This is a genomic window from Endozoicomonas sp. ALD040 (assembly GCF_049275945.1).
GTDB lineage: Bacteria > Pseudomonadota > Gammaproteobacteria > Pseudomonadales > Endozoicomonadaceae > Endozoicomonas_A.
The window spans coordinates 2,339,549-2,365,613 of sequence record NZ_CP184829.1 but is presented as its reverse complement, the minus strand read 5'-3'; the positions used below and the strand labels follow the sequence as shown (position 1 = coordinate 2,365,613).

Genomic DNA, 26,065 nt, shown 5'->3' with positions numbered 1-26,065 from the left:
TTCTGGATGCTGGTCAGCCCGGCATCCATTTTGTCGAAGAGGTCAAAATGTTCAGCTTTTTGCCTTTGACTCTTCCTTAACCTTAGGCTTTAGCTGGGCTGCACGCTCATCACGCACTTTCTTGATCAGGAAGTCAGCAATAACGGGCATGTTTTCCAACCCAACTCTGGGCTCAATTACATATCGGCCATCGACTACCAAAGCTGGAACACCATTGAGATGATAACCTCTGATTTTTGCCCCCCCCTGATTCATCAGGTTCAGAACTCCGAAGGAATTATAGAAGCTTGCAAACTGCTTGGAATTAATGCCGTAGCGCTCCTGAAGAAAATTACTCATAGTTTTTACGTCGCCAAGACGGTTATTTCTATTCTGGATTTCAACAAAAATACTTTTGTGTATCTCGTTCAGTTTTTTCTCTTCAGGTATCATGGTTTCCAAGGTGTAGTAAAGCTGGGCATGGGTTTTCCAGATGTTTGGACCAAAGAAACCGGGCGTACGAAGAACGCGGGTGTCTTTTTCCAGAGAAGGCTTCCAACGCTCAACAATGGGTTCCAGAGTGTAGCAGTGTGGGCAGCCATACCAGAAGACTTCAGCCACTTCGATCTGGCCTTTCTTCACTGAAGTCTGAACCGGATCAGGCAGTACCCGATAGTCCTGACCTTCCTTATATTTGTCTTGCACAGCAGCCTGCGCCATTAATGGCAAAACCAGAGCCAACCATAAAAATTTCAGTTGTTTTGGCATCTAAAAACACTCCAAGGCTTTTATAATGATCTATCAGAGTGACAAGTTAACAGAAGTCTGGGCAGTGAGTCCAAGCAGAGGTAACCCTCTCTGTTATCCTATCGTATCGATCAGGAAAGATAAGGTATTTTCAAGGCAAATTCTTGTTGAATGTCGGACTATTGATAAAAAAATTTTTACGTTAAAAAGCCCATACAAAGAAAAATTTTTCTACCTTTCTTCCAATCATAAAAAAAACGGTTTACAACTTATCATTGCAAACCGTTTTTTGTGCTTACGGCTGAATCGCCAGACATCAGTACTGCTCAACCGGCCGCCGCTATTGCCGCAGACCACTGATGTAACTCGACAGAGCGTCTACTTCTTTGTTGCTCAGTTTTTCAGCGATGCTTCTCATCACTTTGGTATCACCGTCATTAACACGCTCACCTTCTCGGAAATCACGCAACTGCTTGGCGGTGTATTGAGCGTGTTGACCACTGATTTTCGGGAAGCCTGCCAGGGAATTACCCTGACCCGTTGGAGAATGACAGGCTGCACAAGCAGGAATGCCTTTCTTCTGATCACCAAAGCGGTACAGCTGTTCACCCAGCCCCACCTGTTGAGGATCGGCTATCCCCTTTGGCGCAGGCTGGCTCGCATAGAAAGCAGCAATATCTTCGATATCCTGCTCTGTAAGCTGCCCTACAAAAGGCGCCATTTCCGGAACATTGCGGTTACCGGCTTTAATGTCTGAAATCTGTTTAACCAGATAGCGTTCGCCCTGTCCTGCCAGATTGGGGAAATTGGGCGCCAGGCTTACACCTGTTGCTCCATGGCAGGCGGTACAGGTTGCCACTTTGGCTTTTCCAGCATTTGCATCCCCCTTCGCAAATGCCACACCTGATACCCCCAAGGACACTACCAGACCGAAAATAACTTTTTTCATTAACCTGACCCAGCTACGGCACTTGCCATGAGTGACTGTTATTATCCCAACCCTTCCAGTCAGCTGCTCAGCGTCTGATTGTAAAGGCGGAGACCCCTCTGTCTTTACAAACATCCTCTTTATTCAGCTACTTTTTTCGACCTGTGCTCGGCCTCTATTCTGAAAAAGCTGGATTAAAATGGCTGCATATGCCTCAAAACGATGGCCATTATATACCTTAATGCTATTTTCCGATAGGTCGTTGAGCCCAGTAAATTCGCCAGTGTTCAGACAAACTGTTTTTTTTGGGGGCATTTAGCCTGCGACCAGCGGTTGCCAATTGTCGGCAAATACTTCGCGGCTATTCCATTTGCCCCACAAGTCAAGCAAAATTGCGCCAACTTTTCATTTCTATAGCGAAACTCCCGGACCAGGGAGCTTCCTGACAGGTCTGACACATGAGTGAAACCAGAACCGGTTTAAATTATCGCAAGGCCAAATTTCTGACCAGCGCTCCCAAGCTGAAACTGTGCCCGCCCGACAATGGCAGGGAAGTTGCCTTTGCTGGTCGCTCCAATGCAGGTAAATCCAGTGCGCTGAATACCCTGACGGGCTCAAAAATTGCCCGTACCAGTAAAACTCCCGGGCGCACCCAACTGATCAACTACTTCAATATCGAAGAGAGCATCCATCTGGTTGATCTTCCCGGTTACGGCTACGCCAAAGTACCGGAAGCTGTGAAAATCGAATGGCAAAAACATCTTGATGATTATTTAACCAACCGGGAATCTCTGGTGGGTCTCGTACTGTTGGTTGATATCCGCCACTCTCTGAAGGAATTTGACCGAATGATGCTCCAGTGGAGCATTGAATCCAGAATGCCACTGCATATTCTTTTAACCAAAAGTGACAAATTGAAGTCCGGTGTCGCAAAACAGGCCCTGAACAACCTGAAAAGAGAACTCTCGGAATATCCGCAAATTTCGATACAACTTTTTTCTGCCCTTAAGAAAACCGGTGTTGATCAACTGGCACAACGTCTGGATACCTGGTTGCTGTTGGATGACGAAGCGCTGGAATAAAAAAAGCTCCAGCCAACGGGGGAAGATGGCTGGAGCGCCAAGCTCCTTGACAAGGAGAGATCAAACACACAGATTGCAGTGAGAGAAAAGGGAGGGGAATTTCTCTCACATCGGACTATCGACCCGAACAGAAACCTTACAGTTGTAACTCCAGCTTCCAAACGAGACTCGTCCAATGCCTGACGCTCTTCGAGGCAAAAAAAAACCAGTTACCAAAGGGGGGGCGGTAACTGGTTCATTGCAGGCTTAGTCGGGGAACACAGCACTGCTTTAAATACCTACACTAAACACACACAACATACACACAAGGACTTGGTAACAAGGTTTTGCCTCGCTATACAACTTTTGACAACTGAATTTTTAAAAAGTTCCCGATGGATGAAAATATTTTTGATTTTTTTTCTGACAGGTCATCAGGCAAAAAAAACCGGCTACCAAGGGGGGAGGTAACCGGTTCCTCGCAGACTGTGTCGGGAAACACAGCGTTGCTTTTATTGCCAACACTAAACACACAAGGAGTTTGCAGAAAGGCTTTTCGCCTCCCTACATATACTGAGACAATCAAAATTCAAAAAAGTTCCCGAAGATGTGAAAAAAATAATATTTTTTTCACATCTTCAAATCTTTCGTGGAAACATTACCCTCATTGATGCATCAGTGAGCTTCATCCCAGTTGTATCCGGAGCCCGCTTCTACCACCAGGGGAACCTTCAGGTCTGCAGCCTGGGACATTTTTTCCACAACACCGGCTTTTACGATCTCCAGCTGATCCTCTGCTACTTCCAGCACCAGCTCATCGTGGACTTGCATAACCATTCTGGCATCCAGTTCACTCTCTGAAAGCCACTGATCCACATGAGCCATCGCTCTTTTTATGATATCTGCCGCCGTTCCCTGCATGGGGGCGTTGATCGCAGTCCGCTCCGCTGCCTGACGACGCATACCATTGCGAGCATTGATTTCGGGAAGGTAGAGCCTGCGTCCAAACAAGGTCTCAACATACCCTTTTTCTTTGGCAGACTCTCTGGTTCGGTCCATGTAATGAAGCACACCAGGGTAACGATCGAAATAAAGGTTGATGTACTCTTGTGCTGACTTTCTGGAAATACCCAACTGTTTGGCCAGTCCGAAAGAAGACATTCCGTAGATTAGACCAAAATTAATCGCCTTGGCACTTCTGCGCTGCTCTGAAGTGACCTCATCCAGCGCAACGCCGAAGACTTCCGCAGCTGTGGCTTTGTGAATATCCAGACCCTGCGCAAAGGCTTCCAACAAACCGGCGTCATCAGAAAGATGAGCCATGATTCTCAGCTCTATCTGTGAGTAGTCAGCAGCAATCAATTGATAGCCTTCAGGAGCGACAAAGGCCTGGCGAACCTTGCGTCCTTCCTCGGTACGAATAGGAATGTTCTGAAGGTTAGGATCAGAGGAGGACAAACGACCGGTTGCTGTCACCGCCTGATGATAAGAAGTATGAATTCGCCCAGTGGCCGGATTGATCATCTGGGGCAGCTTATCGGTGTAAGTCGACTTCAACTTGCTAAGGCCACGATGTTCAATCAGAAGTTTTGGCAGGGGATAATCCAGTGCCAGCTCCTGAAGTACTTCTTCAGCGGTGGAAGCTTGCCCCTTCGGTGTTTTCTTGATGACCGGCAGACCCAGCTTCTCAAACAGAATCGCCTGCAATTGTTTGGGAGACGCCAGGTTGAAAGGCTCTCCCGCTGCATCATGAGCCTGCTTTTCAAGCTCATGTAGACGCTCGCCAATCTCCATACTCTGCTGCGCCAGCAGGTGGCCATTAACTCGGGCTCCCTGCCTTTCCATCCGCGACATAACAGCTACCAGGGGCATTTCTATATCACGAAATACAGAGTACAGAGACGGCTCATGCTCCAGTTGAGGGGCAATCGTTTCATGCAGTCTCAGGGTAATGTCGGCATCTTCCGCCGCGTAGGGCGCCGCTATTTCAAGATCAATCTGGTTGAAAGTGAGCTGCTTTTTACCTTTGCCTGCAATCTCTTCAAAAGAGATGCATTGATGGTCGAGGTACTTCTGAGCCAGGCTATCCATATCATGGCGGGTAGCGGTTGAGTTCAGCACATAGGACTCAAGCATGGTATCCCAATGGATACCTTCCAGACTGATATCATAGTTAGCCAGCACACTTTTATCGTATTTCAGGTTCTGGCCTACTTTTTTCTTTTCAGGATTCTCCAGTAGCGGTTTTAGCTGCTCCAGCACCCAGTTTCTATCCAGCTGAGCGGGTGCGCCAACATAGTCGTGGGCCACCGGAACGTAGGCGGCCTTACCCGCTTCTACAGCGAAAGAGAGTCCAACCAGTTCTGCTTCCATATAATTCAGACTGGTGGTTTCGGTATCAAAAGAAAACAGCTCCGAGTCATTCAATATTTTCTGCCAGCGGCCAAAAGTCTCTTGATCGAGAACCGTCTCATATTCAGCGTGTACAGCTGGCTTGGCCGACCCAGTTTCTGCGCCTCCGTCCATGTCTTTTTCCAGTTCAGCGATCATGGAACGGAATTCATACTCTTTATAGAGAGTCAGCAAAGCATTTTTATCTACCGGTTCCGCTTTCAGGTCCTCAATTGCAACAGGCAGCTGGACATCGGTTTTGATAGTGGCCAGATCCCGGGAAAGCCGCACAATATCCTGGTGCTCTTCAAACTTGGGAGCAAAATTTTTGCTGCCCCTGAAGCCCAGGGCAGGGACTTCATCCAGACGTTTGGCAATCTCGTCAATACTGCCAATCCCCTGTAACAGAGCCAAAGCGGTTTTCTGACCAACCCCGGGCATGCCGGGAATATTGTCACTGGAGTCACCCATCAGGGCGAGATAATCAATAATCAGGTGCGCTGGAATACCAAACTTGTCCACAACGCCATCCAGATCAGTACGGGTATCGTTCATGGTGTCGATCAAAGTGACATGCTCAGAAACCAATTGCGCAATATCCTTGTCACCGGTTGAGATGACGGTAGCAATTTTTTTCTCAGTGGCTTCTCTTGCCAGAGTGCCAATGACATCGTCTGCTTCCACACCCTCAATCATCAACAACGGCATACCCAGGGCTCGAACCATTTCGTGAATCGGTTGGACCTGTGAGCGCAGATCGTCCGGCATAGGCTTGCGGGTTGCCTTGTACTCCTCGTACAGATCATGCCGGAAGTTTTTCCCCTTGGCATCAAAGACGACCGCTACAGGACTGCCCGGATACTCCTTAAGCAGACTCTTCAGCATGTTCGTCATCACACGGATAGCACCTGTTGGACGACCGTCTGATGTTCTCAGGTTCGCTCGTTCTGAAGCATGGAAAGCCCGATAGAGGTAAGAAGATCCATCTACGAGCACAAGGGGCGGATTGGCTTGGTCTGACATTGCTGAATTGATCTCTGGTTAAAGAGACTGTCGCAAAAGTAGCATTCAGACATTTATATAACTGAACACCATCGGCTACAGCCTCCCAAATATTGGAGTAGACTGCTATTTTAATCTCTTTTTGCAAACGGACACATGGTTATTACTTGGGGCACGCTATGAAATCAGTAACAGGTTCAATGGCTTTTGCTGCAATCATGTCTTTATTTCTTCTCGGCTGTGCCAACTCTCCACCGTCATCCAACCCGACAGAAGCTGCTCTGGAAAAGCCTCCCAAAGTCGTTCAACCTGAATCGACAACGATCAGCAAGGAAGATTTTGAAAAAATTCCTAAAAACCTGCGTCCGGAAGATCTTGAGCAAAGGGATGACACTACCGTAGTCATTCGTCCCGGCAGCCAAGGAATCATAAAGGAATACCGAATTAATGGCTTTCTTTACGGGATCCATGTCACCCCCGAGTTTGGCGAACCTTACTATCTGGTCGCAGCGGATCATATGGGTAACTTTATAGATCCCACCAAACCCGAAATGCTGATTCCATCCTGGACTATTTTTAAATGGGAGTAGATGGCTGAGCCTTTACTCTCAGTGGGTGCGGGATTCCCGTCAGACTGCTACCTGTTCACGATTTTGCAATGATTTCTGCTTAAAACGCCTCACTATCACCAAGATTGTCTAACCTGAGTTTTCAACTTACATTCAAAGGAAAACTCGAACATTGCAAGCTGTAAAAAAATTCTTGCTGATTTGGATCGCGGCCTTCAGCAAAGTCAGCTCAAATTGCTACAGCATGGACGAATATCTTGCCTTTTTTATGGCGCACGGCAGAACACTTTTGACCACCCAACAACTTTTTGTTGAGGTCACATCCACGCAAGCAATATACCTCAAAGAAGCGAATGTCCTTCCATTCCCTGACACACATTGCATAACTACGAAAATCCAGGGAGAACAGCTGTGTTTCGGGAACAAGGATCCAGCCCGTGTCCGGCTCCAGCCCACCAAAAGCATCAAGCTCGGACTATCTCCCCAGAGTATTTCACAACTGAAATTCAACGCATCACTCCCATCATCAACTTCAGTGTCCCTTGCCGGGCAGAGTGTATTCCCTGAGTTTGACTCGGGGACTGAAGCTTACAAACAGGGCAGATGGCCGAAGTTATTTCGCAGCTACTGGGAATGCACAGATGGGCCGGTACGTGAGGGTAAACAGGACGGAGAGGATGAAACTATCGAGTGGTATGTCTTTGAAGAGAGTGGGAATGAGCCTGATGACTCCAATGATGCAAATATTCGATATGAAGAGCCAGCTCACGAGGAGACACCCTTAAAGCCTGATACCCGCTACTGCCTGCCGCGCTGTTCCGATGATCAAAGCCAAATAAGCAGAGCCTCGCCCGGTGATGGAAACAGTGAAGGAGCGACAGGCAATGAAGGCCAATCAAGTCCTGAGAATACCAAGAATCAGGAAAATGAGGATGAAGGCACGAGCGAAGACACATCAGAAAACGCGGAGACAGAAGAAAACCATCATGAAGATATCGAGCCTTGCCGAACTTGTGGTGAATCATTTTGTGAGCACCCCGAATTCTACTTTGATACCCCTACAAAAGCCAATTTCCCCGAAGCCGCCTCAGAAACAGCAAAGCCCCATACCTGCATCGCTCCAGACTGCAATCGCCGGTTCACTTCTGTTTCCAACCGAAATGCCCACGCTCGCAGGATGCATGGCAGGGAAAAGCCTCATGCCTGCACCGATTCAGACTGTAATCGTCAGTTCGCTTCTATTTCCAACCGTAACGCCCACGTTCTCAGGAAGCATACTGAGGTAAAACTCTATCCCTGCACCGATCCTTACTGTAATCGCCGGTTCGCTGTTATTTGCGACCGCAATGCCCACATTCGTAGGATACATGCCAGGGAAAAGCCTCATCTCTGCACCTATCCAGACTGTAATCACCGGTTCGCTTCTGCAACGGAGCGTGATAGACATATTCGCAGGATGCATACTATGGAAAAACCCTATGCCTGCAGCAATCCAAACTGTGGTCGCCGGTTCATTTCCAATTCCGACTGCAACATGCACTTTCGCAGAATGCATAATAGGGAAAAGCCCCATGCCTGCATCGATCCAGGCTGTGATCGTCGATTCGCTTTTATTTGCGACCGTGATGCCCACATTCTCAGGGTGCATGCCAGTGAAAAGCCTTATGCCTGTAACGAGCAAGACTGTGATCGCCAGTTCGTTACTGCAACCGAGCGTGATACCCACACTCGCAGTAAACATACTATGGAAAAGCCCTATGCCTGTGACAAACCAGACTGTAATCGCCGGTTTGCTTCTTCTGCCAGCCTTAATGCCCACGGTCGCAGGATGCATAGCGAGGAGCCAAAACGCAAACGCCAGAGAATTGAAAATCAGGGTGATCGGAAGTAAATAAAATGACTATGATGTAACAGCCGTTAAGGAACGATTCCTCACAATAATCGGATAAAGCTACACTTCGAAGGGCTTTCTCTGCATCAAGGAATACATCGAGAATCAGGATCAGCCCGTCAGCTCTGACGAAATTGACCTCCCGCCCGGTTCGAAATGAATACTCTTTCGATTATGGATAGAAGTTTGGTTATAATATAACATCGTTCACCAACTACCTTTCATTGTCATGATCAGTGTCCACCAGCATCACGACCATCATGTGTGTATATCAGAAGCCTTGCAGGAGGCTCGTATACTCTGTCAACAGAGGGGAGTCAGGCTGACCCATCTCCGTGAGAAAGTACTGGAACTGGTCTGGCAGAGCCATCAACCCGTTGGAGCCTATGAGATTCTTGCCCAACTGACGAAGCAGGAAGAGCGGGTAGCTCAACCCCCCACGGTTTATCGCGCCCTGGACTTCTTGTTGGAGCAGGGCCTGGTTCACCGTCTCTCCTCTCTTAACGCTTTTATTGGCTGCCCGCATCCCGGCATAAAACATAACAGCTGTTTTCTTATCTGCGAGAAGTGCCGCGTGACACAGGAAATCGATCATCAGGCCATTAACCAGTCGATTAGCTCCTGTGCCTCTGATCAGGGATTCAAGATCGTTGACACTGCGATTGAACTCACAGGTTTGTGCTCAAGCTGCCAGAAATTCCAAGAGTCATTATGAGTTCAGACCAAGCCTCTGCCTGTAAAAAAACGTCTGGCCATAAAACAGTAACCACAAAGGATCTGAATGCCCCTATGTCTGAAGAGACGTTAATCAGATTGAACAACATCCATGTTGCGTTTCGCGAACGAGAAGTCGTTTCCGATATTTCTCTGGACGTAAAAGCGGGTGAAATCGTGACCCTGATAGGACCGAACGGGGCCGGTAAAACGACACTGGTCAGAGTTGTTCTGGGCCTGCAGACACCTGATTCCGGTAGCCGGACCATGAAAGAAGGCCTGCGTATCGGCTATATGCCACAAAAATTACATGTTGACGAAAGCATGCCCCTGAGCGTTAAACGCTTTCTTTCCCTGACCGGACAATCAGGAAAACAGATTCGTTCGGCACTGGCAAGAACCGGAGTAACCCACGTCATCAACTCACCGGTTCATTCGCTTTCAGGCGGAGAGCTTCAGAGAACATTGTTAGCCCGGGCACTGCTCAACAAACCTCATCTTCTGGTGCTCGATGAGCCGGTTCAGGGAGTAGACGTCAATGGTCAGAAAGAGCTTTATCACCTGATCACCGAACTCAGAAATGGCAACAACCCTGAGCTGAAAGACGGCTGCTCTGTCTTAATGGTCTCCCATGACCTTCATCTTGTGATGGCCTCAACAGATCGGGTCATTTGCCTTAACCAGCACCTCTGTTGCTCAGGTCACCCTCATCAGGTTCGTCAACACCCGGCCTATCTGAAACTTTTTGGTGGAGAGTCCGAGGAACTGGCTGTTTACGCTCACCACCATGACCACGAACATACTGTTGATGGTCATATCATTCACAAGAAAAACACCGGGAGCACTCATGTCTGAACTGCTCCTTACCGCACTGCTGGCAGGATCAGGGGTTGCTATAGTGGCAGGGCCTCTGGGTTGTTTTGTCGTCTGGAGAAAGATGGCCTACTTTGGCGATACCCTCTCTCATTCGGCACTGCTGGGCGTAGCCCTGGGGCTGCTGCTCGATGTTGATCTTAATCTGGCCATTGTAGTGTGCTCGCTGTTTCTTGCGGTTCTCCTGGTCTCGCTGCAGGAACAACAAAAAATGGCGTCCGATACACTCCTGGGGATTCTTGCCCATAGCAGCCTTTCTCTCGGTCTTGTTGCGATCAGTTTTTCCGAGAACGTCCGGATCGACATGATGTCCTACCTGTTTGGAGACATTCTGGCGACCTCACCCACAGACCTGTTCTGGATATACGGCGGCGGCGCACTGGTTCTCATCACTCTGGCCCTGCTGTGGCGACCTCTTCTGGCCATGACTATTCATGCAGAGTTGGCCCAGGTTGAAGGTTTTCCGGTGCGAAGAACCAAACTGATTCTGACCCTGCTGATGGCCCTTGTGATTGCTGTGGCTATGAAAATTGTTGGTGTGCTTTTGATCACTTCACTGATGATTATTCCGGCCGCAACAGCCCAGAGGTTTTCCCGAACACCGGAACAGATGGCTATCATCGCTGGCATCATTGGCCTGTTGAGCGTGGCAGGAGGATTGACTGCATCCTGGCAACTGGATACACCGTCAGGACCTTCCGTTGTCGTCTGTAGCTTCCTGATTTTTGTTTTGGGTTTGAGCTTCAAACGCAGCTGATCGACGGGCCAGTCTTTCTGGCCCCGAAGCCTGATAACCGAGTTATTCCTGATAAAGCTCATCAACACCCACCATTACCCGTGTCAGTTTTTCTGAATCCAGAGGCGGGCGGATAAAGCCGTGGTAGTCCCCCTTTGGATTGATGATGACCAGGTTAGCGCCATGATCCACCAGATAGTATTCATCTTCCGGATCGATGACCGGTGTGTAGGGGATGTTCATTTGCACGGCCAGGTTATGGATAGCTTTCTGGGAGCCCGTCACACCCACAAAATCAGGGTTAAAATGTGGGACATAGCCATTAAGCTTCTCTACTGTGTCCCTCCGTGGATCTACTGTCACCATGAAATAATGCATTTTCTTTGCCATTTCAGGGTTATCGTTCTTCAACAGCTTATCCATCTGGTTCAACTGACCCAGCGTAGTAGGGCAGATGTCCGGACAGAAGGTGTAACCAAAGTACACCAGGGACCATTTGCCTTCGAGATTGGCTTGGGTAAAAGGTTGCCCCTTGTTATCCACCATACCCTTCATTTCAAAGGTGCGTGGCTTGTCGAAAACCACTGTACCCATTCGCTGTAACTCTTCCAGTGTCAACGATGGCTTGTTTGTGTACTTGTAGAACGTCAGACCCATAATGACCGCAACAATGGCCACCAGAATCAATACTGTTTTATTCACGTTGTTTCTGATCCCAGATTCCATGGACAGTCCTCTGGAGCCCTAAGCTCATAAAAAAAGCCCTCGGCTCGTATACAGCTCGAAAAAAACTGTGGCTGCTTTCAAGCCTATGCCTGTTAAAGCCACAAATAGAACGTGTAATGATCCACCAGCAATACCACGAAGAGCAACATCAAATAGGTAATGGAATACTTGAACGTCTTGATGGCGGCATGGGGCCTGCTTTCTCGCAACAGAGCAATAGCCCAGTAAAGAAAGCGCCCCCCGAGAATCAATGCACCCGCCAGATAAACAGTACCACTCATGCCAGTCAGGAAAGGCAGAACACTGACCAGAATCATGATCACTGTATACAGCAAAATATGCAGTTTGGTGTATGCCTCTCCATGAGTCACCGGCAACATGGGAATGTCCGCCCTGGCATATTCAGCTTTGCGATGAATAGCCAAAGCCCAGAAGTGAGGAGGCGTCCAGGCGAAAATAATCAAGACCAGCAGCAGGGCGTGTCCTTCAAAGTGTCCGGTCACTGCCGTCCATCCCAGCAGGGGAGGGGAGGCACCGGCAATCCCGCCAATGACAATATTCTGTGGAGTAGCACGCTTTAAAATCAGAGTGTAAATCACGGCATAACCCATCAGTGAGGCCAGTGTCAGCCAGGCGGTCAAAGGGTTGACCAGAAACACCAGAATCCCTATGCCCAGCACACCCAGAGTAAAGGCAAACAACAAAGCCTGAAGTGGCTCAACACGCCCTGTGGCTACCGGTCTCTTGTGGGTTCTGGCCATAACCGCATCAATCTGTCGATCGACCACATGATTGATCACCGCAGCGGAAGCGGCCGAGAGAGCAATGCCCAGATTACCAAACAGCAGAATATCCAGGGGCACCATGCCCGGCGTTGCCAGGCACATACCAATCACTACCGTCAGAACCATCAGGGCGACCACCCTGGGTTTGGTCAGCTCAAGATAATCACGCCAGTGAGCGGATTCCTGCAGGGATGCACTACTGCTCTTTTGAATGACCTTACTCATGATTGAACCTCACTGAATCCTTCAGATATGTTCATACGGAAGTTGAGAGCCACCAGTGTCAACAGCAAAGCAGCACCTCCCAGATTATGAGCCACTGCCACTGAAAGTGGCAGGCTGCCCAGGATGTTACTGACCCCCAAAATGACCTGTACCAGCAGAGCCAGAAGCATCAAAGTGGCCAGCACTCTCAGGCTGTTTCGGTTATTAGACAACTGTGTATTACTATATCGAAGTACCTGTACAAAAAGGAACAGCAGAAACACCGTAGTCACCAGTGCCCCTAATCGGTGTAAAAGATGTATAGCAGTCCGGGCTTCAGAGTCCATTTTTCCACCCAGATAATTCGGACCAATAGACTGGCTGACATTCAAACCGTCGGCAAAATCAGCCTCAGGCAGCCATTGCCCCTGACACATAGGAAAATCAGGACAGGCCAGGGCGGCGTAGTTGGAGCTGGTCCAGCCTCCCAGTGTGATCTGTAAAATCAACACCAGCAGTCCGACAGCGGCTAAGCCTCGCAGCCGATCTCTCTGGCCAGAGGAGGGGAGTTTTGGCCAAACCAATCCGGATAAACGAAGGGTCAGTAAAAACAACAAACTAAAGGTAGCAAAGCCACCCAGAAGATGAGCGGTCACCACCTGGGGCCAGAGCTTTAATGTCACAGTCCACATGCCGAAAGCCGCCTGCAGAATAATCAGCCCCAGAATCAATAAAGGCAGTTTTAATGGCTGTCCCGGCTCTTTCCGGTTCCGGACGGCCTGAATGGCGATCATCAAAACCAGCAGCAGCAGGGAGCCTGCGACATACCGATGCACCATTTCAGCCCAGCCTTTGTCGACCTCTACCGGGGCATGGGGAAAGAGTGTTTCCGCTATGGCTATTTCCTGCGCTGTTTCAGGTACTGTCAGGAAGCCATAACAACCTGGCCAGTCAGGACAACCCAGTCCTGCGTGAACCAGTCGTGTATAAGCCCCTAACCCGACAACCACAGCGGCCAGCAAGGTTGCAAACAGGGAGAGATAAAAACCCGTTCTCTGTCGTTTTGTCTGGCTTCTTGTTTTTTTAATAGACGCTGTCGTCATAGAACACCTTTCAATGTCAGCCGATGTTTGATGCTTTAAGCAACTTCCTTAAGTCTTTTAATAAATCTCCACCGTACTGCCCTGGCTGATACTTCATCATGATATTCCCCAGGGGGTCAACGATGTAAAAGCCATTGGTTGGCCATTCTCTTTTTTCACCCGGGTTTTTACCCAGAGCGTTCAACACCGATTCTTTACGACTGCCTAACCAGATCAGATCAGGGTGTTCGCTGAGTAAACGCTTGTTTAATTCAGGATTCGATGAGGAAGAAATGAACACCCGAACGACCCGGTCACTGTCTCTACCCAGCGCCAGATGCGCCTGACGGGTTTGATAGAGCGCTTCCTGACAGGCCTGATCAGAACAGGCATCGTCACCAAACACCAGAACCCCCCAACGTCCCTCCAGCCCCTGCAGATCAAACATTTCATTATTTTTCTCAAGCGTCATACTCTGGAAGCTGGCAGGGGGTAACAACAGTTCACCTTTGTTCGTACGACCATCCGGCACAAACTGTGTTCCAAAGAAATAAAAGTACCAGGCCAAACCCATTGCCAGAGAAGGCATGAGAATAACCAGGGCCAGTTGCCAGCGACTTTTTGCTTTCTTTACTCTTTTCATTCTTATAATACCCGGTTGATTAGATAGTCACATTTCTGCACTCAAAATATAAAAGGAATCCGGATCATCCCCGGCTCCGTCAAGGTCCATGAGGGCATAACCGAGTTCTCCATATTCGGGAGGTCTCATAAACCGGAACGCTGACGACAACCAGGTTATTTGTGCCGGTGTTTGCAGTGAAATATCACCATCGACCTGAATAGACAGCGGTGTCTCATCCTGATGTTGAATGCCCAGTTGAGTAAAAACAAGCTCCCGTTGACCTGACCAATTGCGTAATTTCTGCATATTCGTCCGAGTCAGACCTGACCAATTGAGTAATCTCTCCATAGTCATCTGAATAAGTGTCCAAATGGGATGCGTCCTCTGATGACTATAAAGCAGCTTTCCCCGCGTACAGATCGGGAGCATGTAATTAAAAAGGGCGATTCCACCTCCGAACGTTGGCCCTGTACTTGCGGCCAGAAAATTCAATGGAATATTGAACCTGCCATTATCAGTAGTGCACCTGACTATGGGTGTATTCCATCTCATCGCTGAACTGATGGCTAACATTGCAGAGGCCATACTTCTGGGTGAATATCTGAGCAGTCGGCTTGGTCGCTCACCACTGTTGTGATCGTCTTTCTTTTTTTTCATCTGGGTCACCATACCCAGATCAAACTCGCTCACTGCCAGAACCGTTTTCTTCTCGCAACTGCCTCTTTCACAACCTTCAATTTTGTAGGCACCAAAGCGCATAGGAGTGCCATATACCAATGTCCGAAGGGCATGCATCGGTTTACCCAATCGGAGTGTATTCGCAATGTCGTTTCCCTTACCCGCCGGTATAACACCGATAACAACTTGTGGTTTACCTTCAAGACCCTGAACCACCTCGTGGATAGTGCCATCGCCACCAACAGCAACAATCAATAACTGATCTTCCTGATCGTGTTGCACCTGTTGCCAGTCCAGATATGCCTGCATTGCCAGTTCCGTTGCATGACCCGCATGTTCTGTAAAAAAAACGTTATATGTCGCTTGTACCGCAGCTGCAGCCTGGTCTTGTGAGCCGACTGCTGTATAGTGCTGGTCGACCGCTTCTTCAATTCTGTCCCAGACCCTCCAACCTTTACCATTATTACTGGCAGGATTGACGATAAAGCAGGCGTGACGAATCGTTGCAAATCCATATACAGGAATAAGAAACACAAAAAGCAGCAGGACATATAAATAAAAAACTCGACTACTCACAGTAAACCATCCCCTTTTCTGTCAGTCACGGATACCTGTTTTTGTTGGCATTGATCCGGGCCTGGCGGTGGCAATTGCCATAGATACAAACCCAGCCATTAAAAACCATTGGATAGCTTAGCTGAGGTTTTTCTGAGAAACAGTCTGATAGCCACACTGAAAATTTAAATGGAACCCTGCTTTTTCCTGGCTCTTTAATCCTCCACTTCATCGAGATACATCAGGGCATGACCGAGTTCTCCATGTTCGGGAGGTCTCATAAACTGGAACAACCCCCTCAGCCAGGTTATTTGTGCGGGTGTTTGCAGTAAAATATCACCATCGACCTGAATAGACAGAGGTGTCTCAACCTCGTTTTCAATATTCAGTTGAGTAAAGCAAAGCCGCTGCATACCTGGCCAGTGGAATAATCTCCCAATGGTCATCTTGATAAGTCTCCAAATGAGGTGCGTGCTTGTCTCCATGTTAATCTGAATAAGTGTCCAAACAGGATGAGTCCTGTGCTGATTATAAAGCAGCTCTCCAAAGAATCTGGACGGTCCCATATCGTTATAAAGGGTAAGCCCGCCTCCTACCGTCGGCCCTGTCCCTGCTGCCAGAAAATTCAAGGGGATATCATGATAGCTTCCACGATCAAAACGACACCTGACATTGGGTGTATTCCATCTCATTGCTGAACTGAAGGCTAACATTGGATAGGCCATACTTCTTGGTGAATATCTCAGCAGTCGGCTTGGTCGCTCACCACTGTCGTGTTCATCTTTCTTTTTTTTCATCTGGGTCATCACACCCAGCTCAAACTCATTCACTGCCAGAACCGTTTTCTTCTCGCAACTGCCTCTTTCACAACCTTCAATTTTGTAGGCACCAAAAGGCATAGGAGTGCCATAAACCAATGTCCGAAGGGCATGCATCGGTTTACCCAATCGGAGTGTTTTCGCAATGTCGTTTCCCTTACCCGCTGGTATAACACCAATAACAACTTGTGGTTGACCTTCAAGACCCTGAACCACCTCATGGACAGTGCCATCGCCACCAACAGCAACAATCAGTAACTGATCTTCCTGATCATGTTGCCCCTGCTGCCAGTCCAGATATGCCTGCATTGCCAGTTCCGTTGCATGACCCGCATGTTCTGTAAAAAAAACGTTATATGTCGCTTGTAGCGCAGCTGCAGCCTGGTCTTGTGAGCCAACTGCTGTGTAGTGCTGGTCGACCGCTTCTTCAATTCTGTCCCAAACCCTCCAACCTTTACCATTATTACTGGCAGGATTGACGATAAAGCAGGCATGGCGAATCGCTGCAAATCCGTTTACAGGAATAAGAAATACAAAAAGCAGCAGAACATATGAATAAAAAACTCGACTATTCACAGTAAACCATCCCCTTTCTGTCGGTCACGGGTAACTGTTTTTGTTGGCTCTGTCCGGGCCCGACAGAGACATTTACCGGAGACACAGACCCAGCCATTGAATAGCGTAGCCGAGGTTTTTCTGAGAAATAGTCCCACTGCAATACTCAAAATTTACATGGAATCCTGCTTTTTCTTCGCTCTTTCGTCCTCGGCTTCTTCAAAGTACATGTCGAAATAATTGTAATCACCATATACGGGAGGTCTCATAAAATGGAACACTCCCGGCAACCAGGTTATTCGTGCCGGTGTTTGCAGTAAAATATCACCATCAACCTGAATATCCGGAGGTGGTTCCTTCACGTGCTCAATGTCCAGTTGATTAAACTGAGCCCGTTTGAGGCCTGACCAATTGAATAATCTCTGCATAGCCACCTGAACAAGTGCCCAAAGGGGTGGATCCCACTTCTCACCATAAAGCAGCTCCCCCTGCGAACTGTCTGCTCTGACACCATCCTGAAGGCCAAACTCGCCTCCGATTATAGGCCCCGTGACCCCTCCGGCCAGTATATTCAGAGGGATATGGAATCTGCTACCCCCATTAATGCTGCACTTGACCATAGGTGTATTCCATCTCATTGCTGAAGCGAGGTCTGAGAGTGGATAGATCATATTTCCGGGTGAGTAACTCATCAGTCGACCCGATCGTTCACCGCTCCCGTAATCATTTTTCCTTTTTGTTAACTGATTCGTCACGCCCAGATCAAACTCATTGACTGCCAGAACCGTTTTCTTCTGGCAACTTCCTCTTTCACAAGCTTCAATTTTATACGCACCTAAAGGTTGAACGGCTCCATAAACCAGTGTCCGAAGGGCATGCATCGGGTCACGCAATTGAAGTGATCTTGCTATATTGTTTCCCGTACCCGCCGGTATAACCCCAATAATAACTTGTTGTCGATGAGCTTCTAAACCCTGAACCACCTCATGAACAGTGCCGTCTCCTCCCACTGCAACAATTAACAACTGATTCTCTAATAACTGCCTGGCCGAGGCGGACTTCAACGCCTTCCTCCCGGCTTCTTTATAATGTAATAACTTCTTCTTTAATAATTTATGCTCGTCCCCCTGCAGCTCCTGCTCCTGTTGCTCCCGCTGCTCCTGATGCTCCTGCTGCCAGTTCTGATGAGCTTGGGTTGCCAGATCCGTTGCATGACCTGCATATTCCGTAAAAAACACTTCAAATGTCGCTCGATCCTGAGCAGCAGCCTCGTCCTGTGAGCCTACTGCTGTGAAATAATGATTGACAGCCTGTTCAATACTTTCCCAGACTCTCGCACCCTGTCCATTATTACTGGCTGGATTAACGATAAAGCAGACGTGGCGGATATCTGCCAATATGCTTTTCGGAATCTCTGGGTATGGGTTTCCCGGAATCACCGCAAATCCGTTTTTCGGAACAAGAAATACAAAAAGCAGCAGTCCATATAAATAAAAAATTCTGCCAGTCACGTTGAGCCATCCTAATTTCTGTAAGTACCGGAACTTTTTTATGCGGTTTTTGCCAGCTTCCAGAAGACTGATGTCTCCATCTGCCATAGGACCCAGCATTAAAAACCATTAGACAGCTTAGACGAAGTTTTTCCGTGTAATGCTCAAGCCCTACTTAACGTTTAAAAAATTCAAGTAAAGTCAGCTCTTCTTCACGACGCATTGCCTCATAACCGAAATCACCGGGTTCAGGGGGTCTCATAAACTGGAATACTTCTGGCACCCAGGTTACTCGTGCCGGGGTTTGCAGCAAAATATCACCGTCAACCTGAATATTCTGAGGTGCCTGACCGTGCCCAATGTCCATTTGAGTAAACCAAGTCTGTTGCAGAGCTGACCGATTGAATAATCTCTGCATGGTCATCTGAAAAAGTGTCGAAATCGGGTGAGCCCTCCGCTGATTGTAGAGCATCTGTCCCTGGTCACTGTTCGGACGCATACCATTAAAAAGTCTGACTCCACCTCCAATCGTTGGCCCAGTTCCCGCTGCCAGCAGATTCAGGGGGATATTGAAGCTGCTACCGCCATCAATACTGCAATCGACTGTAGGTGCATGCCATCTCATTGCTGAACTGAGGGCTGACATTGTATAGACCATTCTTCTGGGAGAGCATCTCAGCAGTCGGCTTGGTCGCTCGCCACTGTCGTGTTCGTTTTTCTTTTTTGTCGCCTGAGCCGTCACACCCAGATCAAACTCGTCCACTGCCAAAACCGTTTTCTTCTCGCAAGTTCCTCTTTGACAACCTTCAATTTTGTAGGCACCAAAGGGGGCAGGTCTTCCATAAACCAGACTCCGAAGGGCATGCATGGGATTACCCAAACGAAGTGTTCTTGCTATATCATTCCCCGTACCTGCCGGTATAATCCCTATAACGACTTGCGGCTGTTGATTTTCTAAACCCTGAACCACCTCATGGACAGTGCCATCCCCGCCAACGGCAACGATCAGTAACTGATCTCCATGAGCGTGTCGCCCTTGCTGCCAATTCCGGTATGCCCGAAGTGCCAGTTCCGTTGCATGACCAGGGTGCTCCGTAAAAGACACTTCATATGTCGGCCCTAACGGAGAAGCAGCCTGGTCCATAGAGCCGCTTGCTGTATAGTATTGGTAATGGTCGAGGGCTTCCTTAATACTGTCCCAGACTTTTTCCCCCTGGCCATTATTACTGGTGGGATTAACAATAAAACAGGCGTGGCGAATTTCTGCAAATCCATTTTCCGGAATAAGGAATATAAAAAACAGCAGGCCACATAAACAAAAAATTCTGCTAATCACAGTGAATCATCCTCTTTTGCATCAGCTGCGGACACCTCTTTATGGTGCTTTTGTTGGCTTTGACCCAAGCCTGAACATAGCATCTGCCAGAGATAGAGAAAGAGCAGGACCAGAGCCATCAGGAACCATTGAATAGCGTAGCCGAGATGTTTCTGAGAGGTAGTTTTCATTGTCAGGGGGCGTATCAGATAAGCGCCGGGCTGATTCTGTTCCAGCTTCAGAATATATAGAGGTAGCGTCTGCCCCAATGCTTCCCCCATTCGGTCAAAGTGGATGGCCTGAATACGTTTGGGCCACTCTTCATGCCAGATATCTTCACCCAGCGTGAACGGATTCCCCAATAACCGATAGAGTTTGCCCGTTAACTCAAGTTCTCCATCAGGTGTCTTGATTTCCGGCAAACTGTCTCTGGATTGAGCAGGTATCCAGCCTCTGTTGACCAACAAGTACTGACCATCATTGGCCAGAAAAGGCATGATCAGGTCGTAACCGGCACGACCTTCGTGAATCTGGTTATCGAGAAAAAAAGCCCGACCGAAAATAAAACGACCACGGACGTTTATCGGCAGATACATGGCATCAGAGTAGCGGCTGATATCAGACAGGCTGAGAGCGGGCATGGTCTGTCGTTCTGCCAGGGTCTGCTCAAGCTCAAGCTTCTCCTGGTATCGGGACATCTGCCAGAACCCCAGTTTGATCAGCAGGGGCAAAAGCAGCAACACCAATAGCGACAACTTAACGCGATAGCTCTTAAGGGATCGATAGCTATACTTCAACATCGGGTGCTCTACCAAACTCCGCTGTTATTCTGATCTGAATGCCTTTAACGTAAGAAAAAACATGTGCGACACAGATTGATTTAACAATCGGTTAAGCAAACCGTTTTTCATCAAATCAGGCATCAGCAGGGAGCGTAATATGTGGTTAAAAATTATTATTGTTGTTCTTTTTCTTGCCGTACTCTTCTGTCTGGGCAGAGGCATGTACTTTCTACTTAAAGGTGATGGCGGTTCCGCCAAACTGGTAAATTCACTCACCGCCCGGGTTGGCCTGACCGCCCTGATCATGTTGATCATTGTGGTGGCCTGGCTGTTTGGAGATGTTCATAGTAACGCTCCCTGGCTGTACCGCTAAACGACGGAAGTCGTTAGTTTCCACCTCTTCCCGGAAATGTCGGGCTCTCCTCATATCAGATAAACAAAGATAAACAGGCCGAGCCAGACCACATCAACAAAGTGCCAGTACCAGCTGGATGCCTCAAAAGCAAAATGGTTATCCGGCTTAAAATGCCCTTTATAGATACGAATCAGCATGATCAGCAACATTATGGCACCCAGGGTGACATGTGCCCCGTGAAAACCCGTCAAAATAAAGAACGTTGAGCCGTAGATACCCGCGCTCAGGGTCAACCCGAGCTCATTGTAGGCTTCGGCGTATTCTTCAGCCTGAAAATAAAGGAAAGTAAAACCCAGAATCAGGGTGAGAATCATCCATACCTTCACCTTGGTTCTCTCTGCCTTTCTGAGGGCATGGTGTGCAATCGTCAGGGTAATACTGGAAGCGACCAGTAACAGGGTGTTCAGCAGAGGAAGATGGAATGGATCGATGACCCCTCGGGCTCCCGGGAATGTTTCATTATCCGGGTTGGTCATCAGCGGCCAGTCCGCTTCAAACTCTGGCCAGAGGTGTTCATGAGTAGAAGCACCGTCTCCCTCGCCGGCCAACCAGGGAACGGCAAAGTAACGGATATAGAAGAGCGTTCCGAAGAAAGCCGCAAAGAACATAACTTCGGAGAAGATAAACCAGCCCATACTCCAGCGGAAGCTGCGGTCCATCTGCTCACTGTAAAGACCTTTGCGGGACTCTTCGATGACATTACTGAACCAGCCAAAGATCATGTAGGCCATGATCAGGGAGCCGCCGAAAAACACATAATGTGCAAACGAATCTTTTACCCCGGCAGACATGTCGTTCATCATCATGCCTGCACCCAACAGCATGGTAAAAAGACCTATCGAGGCAATGATCGGCCACTTGCTCTGGGCCGGAACATAATAGGTACCTTCACCTTCTTGAGCCATCAGAATCTCCTCAGGACGGCAGTGTCCTCTCTCCCATTGTCGTCACATCAAACAAGGTGTACGACAACGTTAGTTTGGTGATATGCCGGGGTAATGCCTGATCCACAATAATTCTAAGCGGCATGATTTTTTCTTCGCCTGCTTCCAATGTCTGGGTGGTGAAGCAGAAACACTCTACCTTGTGCAGATAGTTGGTAGCCTGAAACGGTGAAACACTGGGAATGGCCTGACCGATCATTCGTTCGCCGGTCGGGTTGCGGGCAAAGAACTCCAGCTCGCCAACCTGCCCGGGGTGAACCACCACTTCTGTGACGCTGGGTTTGAAGTCCCAGCTCATCTCAGCATTGTTGGTTGCCACAAACTGCACTTTCACCTTCCGGCTGGTATCCACCTCAGCCGTTTCGGCATTGTAGCGGTATGGATTCGGATCGGTTTTGCCATTGAGTCCCGTTACCTTACAAAACACGTCGTATATGGGAACCATGGCAAAGCCGAAACCAAACATACCGCCAGCCACCAAGCCAGTCTTGATGACAGTTCTCCGCGACAGGTCGGCCGGGGTATCATCCTTCTCACTCATTACTTCACGTCCGGTGGTGTGGTGAAGGTATGGTAAGGTGCTGGCGAAGGCAGGCTCCATTCCAGACCTTCTGCACCTTCCCAGCTTTGAGCCTTGGCTTTCTCGCCGCCCCTGATGCATTTGATCACGATAAACAGGAACAGCAGCTGCGTGGTTCCAAACATAAAGCCACCGATACTGGCAATCATGTTGAAGTCGGCAAATTGCAGGGCATAATCCGGAATACGGCGAGGCATACCCGCCAGCCCGATAAAGTGCATCGGAAAGAAGGTCAGGTTCATACCGATAAAGGACAGCCAGAAATGCGTCTTGCCCAGCGTCTCGTCATACATATGACCTGTCCATTTGGGCAACCAGTAATAGACCGCAGCAAAGATGGCAAAAATTGCACCGGGTACCAGTACGTAGTGGAAGTGAGCCACGACAAAATAGGTGTCGTGATACTGGAAGTCAGCAGGGGCAATAGACAGCATCAGCCCAGAGAAACCACCAATGGTAAACAACACCACAAAAGCAATACTGAACAGCATGGGGGTTTCAAAGGTCATGGCGCCCCTGAACATAGTGGTAACCCAGTTAAAGACCTTCACTCCGGTAGGCACGGCAATCAACATGGTGGCGTACATAAAGAACAGTTCACCCACCAGCGGAATACCTACGGTAAACATATGGTGCGCCCAGACAATAAACGACAAAAAAGCAATACTTGCGGTGGCATAGACCATTGACGTATAGCCGAAGAGGGGTTTTCTGGCGAATGCTGGCAGAATGGCTGACACGATCCCGAAGGAAGGCAGGATCATGATGTACACTTCCGGATGTCCGAAGAACCAGAAAATATGCTGGAACAGAACAGGGTCGCCACCACCGCCTGCATTAAAGAAACTGGTGCCAAAGTGGATGTCCATCAGCATCATAGTCACAGCACCGGCCAGTACCGGCATAACAGCAATCAGCAGATACGCTGTAATCAGCCAGGTCCACACAAACAGCGGCATCTTCATCATGGTCATGCCGGGTGCCCGCAAGTTCAGAATGGTGGCGATAATATTGATCGCCCCCATGATGGACGAGATACCCAGCATGTGGATGGCAAAGATAAAGAAGGTGGTTGACGGCGGTCCATAGGTGGTTGACAGCGGTGCGTAGAATGTCCAGCCAAAGTTTGGACCGCCGCCTTCCATAAACAGCGTGCTGATCAGCATCACGGCTGCAAAAGGCAGAATCCAGAAGCTCCAGTTATTCATTCTTGGCAGCGCCATGTCTGGCGCACCGATCATCAATGGAATCATCCAGTTAGCCAGACCGACAAAGGCAGGCATGACCGCACCGAATACCATGATGAGACCGTGCATGGTGGTCATCTGGTTAAAGAAGCCGGGATCAACGATCTGCATCCCCGGTTGAAACAGTTCCGCCCGGATAACCATCGCCATAGCACCGCCGGTCAGGAACATAATAAAACTGAACCAGAGATACATGGTGCCAATATCTTTATGGTTCGTGGTTAGCACCCAGCGCATCAATCCCCTGGCAGGACCGTGATGGTCATGATGCTCGCTTGGCTTGTCATTTGCGCATGTGTCTGTCACAGCAGTCATGGTTGCATTCCTCACAGTCCAGCCTGATGTGTATTAGTATTCGGCCCATTCACCGCTGGCTTACTGACAGCAGCAGACCCGCCTGAAGCTTCAGCATCCGTCGCTTTGTACTCCCCGGTATTCTTGTATTCCAGAATCTGCTTCGGCGTGACCAGATCACCGGTATTATTACCCCAGGCATTTCTTTCGTAGGTAATGACTGCCGCCAGATCGACTTCGCTCAACTGGGCAGCAAAGGCCTGCATGGCGGTACCCTTCTTGCCGTTCACGACAATATCGATATGCGCTTTGACCTGATCTTTCTCAACAGCCATTTTTGATCCTTTGAGAGCAGGAAACAGGGGCGGCATACCCTCACCATTGACCTGGTGACAGGCCGCACAGACTCTTTCGTAGGTGTTTTTTCCACGCTCCATCAGCTCGGCCATAGTCCAGTTTTTACTGGTTAACTCACGCTCTTTAGCAGCCAGTGTTTTCTTCTCTGACAACCAGTCTTCATAGTCATCCGGTGACCTGACATCCACTACAATGGGCATAAAGCCATGATCCTTCCCACACAGTTCTGCACATTGACCACGATAAATTCCGGGACGTTCGACGTTGGTCCAGGCTTCGTTAATAAAACCCGGAATAGCATCCCGTTTAACGGCGAATGAAGGTACCCACCATGAATGAATAACATCTGCGGCAGTAACCAGGAAACGGATCTTTTTACCCGCAGGTAATACCAGTGGTTCGTCAACCTCCAGAAGATAGTTGGGGTCTTTGTTGCGAACGTTATAAATCTGTTCCGGTGTAGTTTTGAGATTACTGAAGAAGGACACTCCTTCTCCCAGATACTCATACTGCCACTTCCATTGATACCCGGTAATTTTGATATCAATTTCAGCTTCATCCGTATCGTAAATATCAATCAGTGTCTTTGTTGCCGGAATCGCCATGCCCACCAGAATTAATAGTGGGATAGTCGTCCACAGTATTTCTACAATCGTACTTTCATGGAAGGGATGGGGCTTAACGCCTCTTGATTTACGGTGCATGAAAATGGAGTAAAACATAACACCGAATACCAGAATGCCAATGACCACACAGATAATAAATATGGTCATGTGCAAGTCGTAAACCGAACGACTGACTGCCGTAACCCCCTCGGTCATATTGACTTTCCAATCAGCCAACAGACGGCTGGGCATCATAAAACCTGATAGTGTGGTCAGAAAAACCAGAAAGTATTGACCGACTCCCCCGGAAACAATAGAAGAGGGTCGTTTTCTGGAAGTTAAACAAGTGGAAGAAACCAGAACTTTTCCTGATCCGAGCGACAATAACGACCGGACTATTCGAAAAATGGCACCATACCGGAACCCCGCCACTGGCACCATCCGGGATGGGCGATATTTACCGCTCATGCTTTTCGTCCCGTTCATGGCAGTTTTTATCAAAAGAAAGAGAGCTAGTGCGTGCTGCATCATTCCCTTACATCCCCTGACTGTCCGCCCAGACAAGGCGGTGACTTATTATTATTGTTCAGCAGACCCAAGTCTTGCTTTCAGAGGCGACGGGGCAGCAAGCATCCGGACATCCCCGAGCAATGCTTACTGACTTGACTAGTTGTCGTTACCGGACAGGAGCCACACAGCATCTTGCCAGAAAAACTGCAATACACTTTAACTATCAGAGCTAACTACCAGAGCTGCTGATTTACAGAGATTTCAGCCAACCGTCTACCTGTTATTTCTTTTTCGCTGTGGAGAAAAAAACAACCCGGTTCAGGCTATCTGCGGAAAGTCAAAGTGCCAATATTCAATCGCAAGAGAGCGCTAAGTAACCGACAACGTCATACTACTTCGGACCCGACCTGCAAAACCTACTGCACAGGAACACCCTGCAAATAACAATACCCGTGAGACGCATTGAGTGATTCATTCAACCTGACAATGATCGCTCATCAAGTATAGTCCCAGAACCTCATTAAACAACATGATTGCACAAAATGAAAAGAGTCTTGTCAAAAAATACCTTTAATAAAAAATTGCCACTTGTCGTTTAAAATAAGGT

The 26,065-nt window shown here is 48.6% G+C and carries 23 protein-coding genes; 7 read left to right on the top strand and 16 right to left on the bottom strand.

The window, feature by feature from the left end:
• Nucleotides 1-51 precede the first annotated feature (51 nt).
• Together ACOJUN_RS08060 and ACOJUN_RS08055 are read right to left on the bottom strand one after the other, a co-directional pair.
• The gene (locus ACOJUN_RS08060) at nt 52-747 is read right to left on the bottom strand and encodes a thiol:disulfide interchange protein DsbA/DsbL (protein WP_422136140.1); all 696 of its coding nucleotides are present in this window, start codon (nt 745-747) and stop codon (nt 52-54) included.
• Nucleotides 748-1,066: 319 nt separating this feature from the next.
• Complete coding sequence (locus ACOJUN_RS08055; protein WP_422136139.1) at nt 1,067-1,675, bottom strand: c-type cytochrome; 609 nt, start codon at nt 1,673-1,675, stop codon at nt 1,067-1,069.
• Between the two features lie 437 nt (nt 1,676-2,112).
• On the opposite strand from ACOJUN_RS08055, the gene yihA reads away from it, so the two are divergent.
• Nucleotides 2,113-2,736 (top strand): ribosome biogenesis GTP-binding protein YihA/YsxC, encoded by a 624-nt coding sequence (gene yihA, locus ACOJUN_RS08050; protein WP_422136138.1) that lies wholly within the window; start codon nt 2,113-2,115, stop codon nt 2,734-2,736.
• A gap of 654 nt (nt 2,737-3,390) precedes the next feature.
• Here yihA and polA read toward each other — a convergent pair.
• On the bottom strand, nt 3,391-6,129 hold the full coding sequence (gene polA, locus ACOJUN_RS08045) for a DNA polymerase I (protein WP_422136137.1): 2,739 nt from the start codon (nt 6,127-6,129) through the stop codon (nt 3,391-3,393).
• A gap of 158 nt (nt 6,130-6,287) precedes the next feature.
• Here polA and ACOJUN_RS08040 point away from each other — a divergent pair, with 158 nt between their 5' ends.
• The 5 genes from ACOJUN_RS08040 to znuB all read left to right on the top strand — a co-directional run bounded on the left by ACOJUN_RS08040 (nt 6,288) and on the right by znuB (nt 10,912).
• On the top strand, nt 6,288-6,698 hold the full coding sequence (locus tag ACOJUN_RS08040) for a DUF2782 domain-containing protein (RefSeq protein ID WP_422136136.1): 411 nt from the start codon (nt 6,288-6,290) through the stop codon (nt 6,696-6,698).
• Between the two features lie 172 nt (nt 6,699-6,870).
• Nucleotides 6,871-8,568: a C2H2-type zinc finger protein gene (locus tag ACOJUN_RS08035; RefSeq protein WP_422136135.1), complete on the top strand. Its 1,698-nt coding sequence runs from the start codon at nt 6,871-6,873 to the stop codon at nt 8,566-8,568.
• A 229-nt stretch (nt 8,569-8,797) separates the two neighbouring features.
• Nucleotides 8,798-9,283: a Fur family transcriptional regulator gene (locus tag ACOJUN_RS08030; protein ID WP_422136134.1), complete on the top strand. Its 486-nt coding sequence runs from the start codon at nt 8,798-8,800 to the stop codon at nt 9,281-9,283.
• Nucleotides 9,284-9,357: 74 nt separating this feature from the next.
• Nucleotides 9,358-10,137 carry a zinc ABC transporter ATP-binding protein ZnuC gene (gene znuC / locus ACOJUN_RS08025; RefSeq protein WP_422137055.1) on the top strand — a complete coding sequence of 260 codons (780 nt, stop codon included), beginning with the start codon at nt 9,358-9,360 and terminating at the stop codon, nt 10,135-10,137.
• A complete protein-coding gene (znuB, locus tag ACOJUN_RS08020) occupies nt 10,130-10,912 on the top strand; it encodes a zinc ABC transporter permease subunit ZnuB (RefSeq protein WP_422136133.1) in 783 nt (260 codons plus the stop codon). Before znuC ends, znuB begins: the two co-directional genes overlap by 8 nt.
• Nucleotides 10,913-10,954: 42 nt before the next feature.
• Here the strand turns inward: znuB and ACOJUN_RS08015 are convergent, their stop codons facing one another.
• The 9 genes from ACOJUN_RS08015 to ACOJUN_RS07975 form a co-directional block, all read right to left on the bottom strand.
• Complete coding sequence (locus tag ACOJUN_RS08015; RefSeq protein ID WP_422136132.1) at nt 10,955-11,617, bottom strand: SCO family protein; 663 nt, start codon at nt 11,615-11,617, stop codon at nt 10,955-10,957.
• Nucleotides 11,618-11,709: 92 nt separating this feature from the next.
• Nucleotides 11,710-12,627 (bottom strand): heme o synthase, encoded by a 918-nt coding sequence (cyoE, locus tag ACOJUN_RS08010; protein ID WP_422136131.1) that lies wholly within the window; start codon nt 12,625-12,627, stop codon nt 11,710-11,712.
• The gene (locus ACOJUN_RS08005) at nt 12,624-13,709 is read right to left on the bottom strand and encodes a COX15/CtaA family protein (RefSeq protein ID WP_422136130.1); all 1,086 of its coding nucleotides are present in this window, start codon (nt 13,707-13,709) and stop codon (nt 12,624-12,626) included. Before ACOJUN_RS08005 ends, cyoE begins: the two co-directional genes overlap by 4 nt.
• A 16-nt stretch (nt 13,710-13,725) precedes the next feature.
• Nucleotides 13,726-14,331 (bottom strand): SCO family protein, encoded by a 606-nt coding sequence (locus tag ACOJUN_RS08000; RefSeq protein WP_422136129.1) that lies wholly within the window; start codon nt 14,329-14,331, stop codon nt 13,726-13,728.
• 27 nt (nt 14,332-14,358) lie between these two features.
• Nucleotides 14,359-15,567 carry a diacylglycerol/lipid kinase family protein gene (locus tag ACOJUN_RS07995; RefSeq protein ID WP_422136128.1) on the bottom strand — a complete coding sequence of 403 codons (1,209 nt, stop codon included), beginning with the start codon at nt 15,565-15,567 and terminating at the stop codon, nt 14,359-14,361.
• Between the two features lie 194 nt (nt 15,568-15,761).
• On the bottom strand, nt 15,762-16,940 hold the full coding sequence (locus ACOJUN_RS07990) for a diacylglycerol/lipid kinase family protein (RefSeq protein WP_422136127.1): 1,179 nt from the start codon (nt 16,938-16,940) through the stop codon (nt 15,762-15,764).
• Between the two features lie 152 nt (nt 16,941-17,092).
• Entirely contained in the window at nt 17,093-18,430 is a 1,338-nt protein-coding gene (locus ACOJUN_RS07985; protein WP_422136126.1) for a diacylglycerol/lipid kinase family protein, read from the bottom strand.
• 154 nt (nt 18,431-18,584) lie between these two features.
• Nucleotides 18,585-19,745: a diacylglycerol/lipid kinase family protein gene (locus tag ACOJUN_RS07980; protein ID WP_422136125.1), complete on the bottom strand. Its 1,161-nt coding sequence runs from the start codon at nt 19,743-19,745 to the stop codon at nt 18,585-18,587.
• The gene (locus tag ACOJUN_RS07975) at nt 19,742-20,524 is read right to left on the bottom strand and encodes an SURF1 family protein (protein WP_422136124.1); all 783 of its coding nucleotides are present in this window, start codon (nt 20,522-20,524) and stop codon (nt 19,742-19,744) included. The genes ACOJUN_RS07980 and ACOJUN_RS07975 overlap by 4 nt, the downstream gene beginning before the upstream one ends.
• A gap of 139 nt (nt 20,525-20,663) precedes the next feature.
• Between ACOJUN_RS07975 and ACOJUN_RS07970 the strand changes: the two genes are divergently transcribed.
• The gene (locus tag ACOJUN_RS07970) at nt 20,664-20,879 is read left to right on the top strand and encodes a twin transmembrane helix small protein (protein WP_422136123.1); all 216 of its coding nucleotides are present in this window, start codon (nt 20,664-20,666) and stop codon (nt 20,877-20,879) included.
• A gap of 50 nt (nt 20,880-20,929) precedes the next feature.
• On the opposite strand, the gene ACOJUN_RS07965 is transcribed toward ACOJUN_RS07970, so the two are convergent.
• The 4 genes from ACOJUN_RS07965 to coxB are packed head-to-tail and all read right to left on the bottom strand — an operon-like array spanning nt 20,930 to nt 25,203.
• Entirely contained in the window at nt 20,930-21,826 is an 897-nt protein-coding gene (locus ACOJUN_RS07965; RefSeq protein WP_422136122.1) for a cytochrome c oxidase subunit 3, read from the bottom strand.
• 10 nt (nt 21,827-21,836) lie between these two features.
• On the bottom strand, nt 21,837-22,406 hold the full coding sequence (locus ACOJUN_RS07960) for a cytochrome c oxidase assembly protein (RefSeq protein ID WP_422136121.1): 570 nt from the start codon (nt 22,404-22,406) through the stop codon (nt 21,837-21,839).
• Nucleotides 22,406-24,007 carry a cytochrome c oxidase subunit I gene (gene ctaD / locus ACOJUN_RS07955; protein ID WP_422136120.1) on the bottom strand — a complete coding sequence of 534 codons (1,602 nt, stop codon included), beginning with the start codon at nt 24,005-24,007 and terminating at the stop codon, nt 22,406-22,408. The genes ACOJUN_RS07960 and ctaD overlap by 1 nt, the downstream gene beginning before the upstream one ends.
• Before the next feature lie 11 nt (nt 24,008-24,018).
• Nucleotides 24,019-25,203, bottom strand: coding sequence for a cytochrome c oxidase subunit II (gene coxB, locus ACOJUN_RS07950; protein WP_422137054.1), 1,185 nt, complete (start codon nt 25,201-25,203; stop codon nt 24,019-24,021).
• Nucleotides 25,204-26,065 lie beyond the last annotated feature (862 nt).